Origin of the sequence: Crocosphaera watsonii WH 8501 (assembly GCF_000167195.1) — a bacterium.
In the GTDB taxonomy this organism is placed as follows: domain Bacteria; phylum Cyanobacteriota; class Cyanobacteriia; order Cyanobacteriales; family Microcystaceae; genus Crocosphaera; species Crocosphaera watsonii.
The window spans coordinates 1-4586 of sequence record NZ_AADV02000245.1 but is presented as its reverse complement, the minus strand read 5'-3'; the positions used below and the strand labels follow the sequence as shown (position 1 = coordinate 4586).

The window sequence follows — 4586 nt, the reverse complement described above, 5'->3', positions numbered from 1 at the left end:
CCCGGAAGCCCACTTGATAAGTCTTCAATATTCCAAATTTTCTAAGTATTTACTGTTTCCCGTAACTTTTCTTCTTCCTGATAAGATACTTTTCGTTNTTTACTACTTTTAAGTATTCCTTTCTAGCAATTTTTCTAGAAGTTCTCGGCTTTTTTCTCAATTTTACTCTTAATGGTTTATAAAGATTATCTATTATTCTTTCTGTCTCAATTCTGGCTTGATTTAATATGCCTAAATCCGTTGGGTATTTGATGTCTGCTGGCGCACAAGTCGCATCTAAAATTAGTTTACCTTTATTTTTTATTTTTTCTCCTTTTTCTTGGAGACAATCCTTTTTTTTTACTTCTTTATCACTCTTGTCTATTTCTCTTTTTACTATTTTTTTATTGATTTTGTTTATCAATTCTCCATCAATTCTTTTCCTAAAATGAACTAGCATTGAAGATTCCAGTGGTGGCTCTTGTTGATAACAATTTAAACCTATAAAGTATTGTAGATAGGGATTTTCTCTAATCTGTTCTATAGTTTCTCTATCACTTGTTCCTAATTTTTCCTTAATAATTAATGTCCCTAATGCCATTCTAAATAGTTTGGCTGGCGCACCTTTTTCTGCTGAAAAAAGTTTAGCATATTCTTCCTCAAAATCATCCCAAGGTATCAACTCTGCCATGATTACCCAACGATTATTGGGGGACAATTTACCCTCGAAAGGTAATTCAAATTTTTCTGGGGGCGGTAAAGGTTGCTCCTCTTTTCGATACATTTGTTCTTGACCAACAACTGGGAGGTGTTTCTACCAATTATAGCGGTTTGTAGCCGACAAAGCTGATCTTTTTTGCGATCGCGAATATGGGTGTAACCTTTTAAAGAATAGGGTTTTGCTTTTATTCAGCAAACCCGAATTAGATCCTAATAAAGAAACCATAGTTACAGCAGATTTATCCTCTCCAGAAGAAATGAAGGACCATCCTTTTAAATCTATTCCTGATCCCTGGTCTTGAAATGGCTGAAAAGACTCTTCTTTTTGTACAAAGAAGAGCCTCAATTATTATTCTTGTTCTTGTACTTCTACATCTACTGTCTGTTCTGCGGCTTCTTCTTCTGCTTCAGACTCAGCCTTCTTTTCTTCTTCTAGAGTACCTTTAGGAACTAATTCAACCGTGGCTTTTTCTTGTAACAACTTGAGAGTTTTCTCGCTGATTAATTCTTCTTCTACTATAGTTCGTAACTTATCAACATCAATCTCTTTTCCTTCCAATTGTTCCTTAATTTCATTACTTCTTTCTTCTATTTCTGTCTCTTCTAGGGTTATGGACTCTACTTTGGCAATTTCTTGTATAATCAGGGATTTTGTGAGTTTTTCTACGGCTTCAGGTCGAGAATTTTCCCTTAATTTCGGGAGATTTTCCTGAGTGAATAATTGTCCTAAATCCATGCCCATTTGTTCGAGTTGCATGGCAGTTTGTGTCAAAACTTTAGTCACTTCATCTTGCACTAAGGTATCAGGAAGATCAGCCGTACAAATTGCACTTAATTCTGAAGTAATGGCACTATAAATACTCTGTTTGGTTTCTTCTTCTGCTGACTCCTTAAATTGCTTTTCTAAGGACTCCCTTAATTCGGCAAGGGTCTCGTACTCACTCACTTCCTCGGCAAAATCATCGTCTAATTCCGGTAATTCTTTGGCTTTTAGTTCTTTGAGGGTAATGGTGAATGTAACTGGTTCTCCTGCTAAATCTTCTCTAGGATAATCGTCAGGAAACTTTAGGGGTAATTCTTTGGTTTCTTCGGGTTTCATACCCACAATACCCTCGACCATCCCTTCAATAAATTTTCCAACTTCAAGCTCAACCTCCAAGTCCGTGCCTTCTACTCCTTCGATGGCTTCTCCTTCTTCTTCACCTTCGGAGGTTGACACACCTTTATAATCTACAATAGCAACATCCCCCATCTCAGCACCACGATCTTCTATAGGGACTAGGGTGGCTAATTCTTTTTGTCTTTCTTTAAACCAGTCTTCTAACTGTTGGGGATCATAGACGGTTTCTTCTGCTCTGATAGAAAGGGTTTGATAATCTCCCAATTCTATGGTGGGAGCAACATCCACTGCCGCTGAGAAGGTCAACGGTTCACCTGGTTTAAATTTGTCCACAAGTTCGTCTAAAGCAGAGCTTAAGGTAGGTTGACCTATGGAGTCAATGGATTCTTGTTTTAAGGCTTTTTCTACGCTTGTTTGGACCAACTTTTCTAAGGTAATGGCTTTAATATAGCGGCTCCCTAACCTTTGTAGCAAAATGGGACGGGGAACTTTACCTTTACGAAACCCAGGAATATTGGCGGTACGGGCTAAGGTTTTAACCTCGGTTTCATAAGCTTTTTTGCCAGTTTCGGCGGGAATTTCAATTTCTAGGCCAATTTGACTATCGGGTAGTTTTTCCTGGGTGACTTTCATATAAATTACAATTTCGGACAATTGATTATTATGCCATATTGAGTTGTGGCGAAGCATCCTAACTTGCTTTGTTTTCTTTTGGAGAATCAAGCAAAAACTACTCAAGTTAAGATAGCTTTTTCATTCTAACCTGAGTATATGTGGATCAATCACCGATTTTTTCACTATTAGGGAAATTTTAAGATTCAAGACACTCTTTGTCTAGATCGCTTTGCTTTGACCACACTCGGATCAATTTTAACCACTGCTTCAACCAGGGGAAGAATGCGCTTAGTATGATGTAGACGATGGACTTGATAAACTGTCTCTGTGTTTAAGTCTAATGCCGTTAACCAACCACTTTGGGGATGGTAAGCTCCGGTATCAATATCTAACCATCCTTGCCCTGCCACTAATTTACCTGCTAATACCCCTGGAAAGGTAAAGGTGATGGTGTGACCTGTAATCACCAGTTTATCCTTGAAATAGGGTTTATCTATGGCATGAAAATCATCTCTCATCCAGCAAAACTGTTGTGCGGTTTGCTCTTCTAAAGGGATATGGGGATCTATTCCTCCATGCACTAACCAGACATCCCCCAAATCTAAATAGGTGGGCAAGGCTTTCATCCCTCACGGGGTGACAAGCCCGTTAAAACCCTGATTGAAAGAGGGTTTCAGCCGTGGCGATCGCTCTATAAATTGTCAAAAACTAGAGGGCTTATTGAGAATAAACAATAATGATAATCATTCTTGCCGTGTGTGTGGGGGGGAGGAGGCTTACACCGTCCTCCCCCCCACAGGGTTGATGCTCAAAATCAACCCCTTGGGCAATATTAGTTTTTATTAAATAATAAAAATTGGTTTATTTTGGATAGTTACATCTAAAATAAATCATCTTCCACTGGTTATTTTATGTTAAGATAAAATAGGGGAATTAAGCCGTCTTATCTATTATGGACATGGCTTGTAACCCTTTTTTATAATTGTTGATTTTCTGGGGATTATTGCTCATCATAATTGAAATAAAATCAGAGCAAAATTCCCAAGCGTGAATCCAAAGAGAGCCATAAAGTCCTATCCAAAAATTACTATGTCTTCGGTCACGTCTTGATTTTTCAGTTAGACGAGCAATATATTTTCCTTGATTGGTTTGTCGAAATGTTTTGCCTTTTAAAGAAGTAGCAGTGTAAGCGATCGCTATTAATAAAATCAAGGAATTTAGTCGTTTATTATTGGCTTTACTCCCCTCCCAATTATAACCCCCTGTCTTACAATCCTTGAACATAGCTTCAATACCTGCCCTGGCTCGATAGACTTTCAAGACCTCTGATAAACTCTCTAAGTTGGTAAGAATAAACCAAGGCTCTTTTTCCTGTTTGCCCTTGTATTTTCTTTTCCAATATGCTCCCACATTAAAGTTTCCAAACCCTTTATTTTTAGTGACTGAAACCCCAGTTAAAAACATCTTCATCCCAGGTTTCATTCCTAACTGCGAAAAAGTTTGATAATCTTCATCATCTTTTTTCTGGTTTGTACCTTGTTTCTGACGAAAAGCGAAGAATAACTTTTGTTTTTTACTTTTTTGTTTCAACCAATAAGCTAATTTAACACTGTGGAATTCTCGGTCTCCAAGAATGACTAACTCATAGTTTTTTAGAAGACAAAGAACAGGTTGAATTAATGCCTGTTGTTCAGATAATCTGCTGGCTCCTCTTTTCCCTAAAAGTGTCCAATAGATGGGTAAAGCCAGCTTTTTCCAGATAACAGCAACCATGAAAACATTTTTATCTTTCCATTGGGTTCGGTCAATTGTTATAATCAGACGAGAGCCAGTCTTAAATTCTTTACAAATAATAGCTTTAATCACAGGAAACCAGAATCTGGGAATGGCTAAAGCTGACAAAACTAGGAATCTCTGGATATGTTTACGACGACTTTGATAAAGGATTGGTCAAGGAAACAAGCTGCTAACCTTTCTATTCTAACCTGTTTATGTACTGTCAGCAACCACAGTAAAACTCTAAAAGCCTCGAACTGTGTTTGCGTTACATGTTTGGTACACTGAGATTCTAAAGTTGTAAAAAGCTCATGATTTAAGTCATAAAACGATTAGGGCCATCTGATATTATTAGTCTAAATCGGATGCTTCTCCC

Annotated in this window: 1 protein-coding gene and 3 pseudogenes; all 4 read right to left on the bottom strand. The window is 37.7% G+C overall.

Annotation, left to right across the window (positions count from 1 at the left end):
- Window positions 1-65: 65 nt before the first annotated feature.
- Window positions 66-763 (bottom strand): annotated as a pseudogene (locus CWATDRAFT_RS29940) (IS5-like element ISCwa2 family transposase); the annotation flags it as partial.
- A 285-nt stretch (window positions 764-1048) separates the two neighbouring features.
- Window positions 1049-2452, bottom strand: a complete 1404-nt coding sequence (tig, locus tag CWATDRAFT_RS29935) for a trigger factor (RefSeq protein WP_007313276.1) — start codon at window positions 2450-2452, stop codon at window positions 1049-1051.
- A gap of 185 nt (window positions 2453-2637) precedes the next feature.
- Window positions 2638-3060: pseudogene (locus CWATDRAFT_RS29930) on the bottom strand (metallophosphoesterase family protein); the annotation flags it as partial.
- Window positions 3061-3367: 307 nt separating this feature from the next.
- A pseudogene (locus CWATDRAFT_RS37925) lies at window positions 3368-4503 on the bottom strand (IS4 family transposase); the annotation flags it as partial.
- Window positions 4504-4586: the final 83 nt, after the last annotated feature.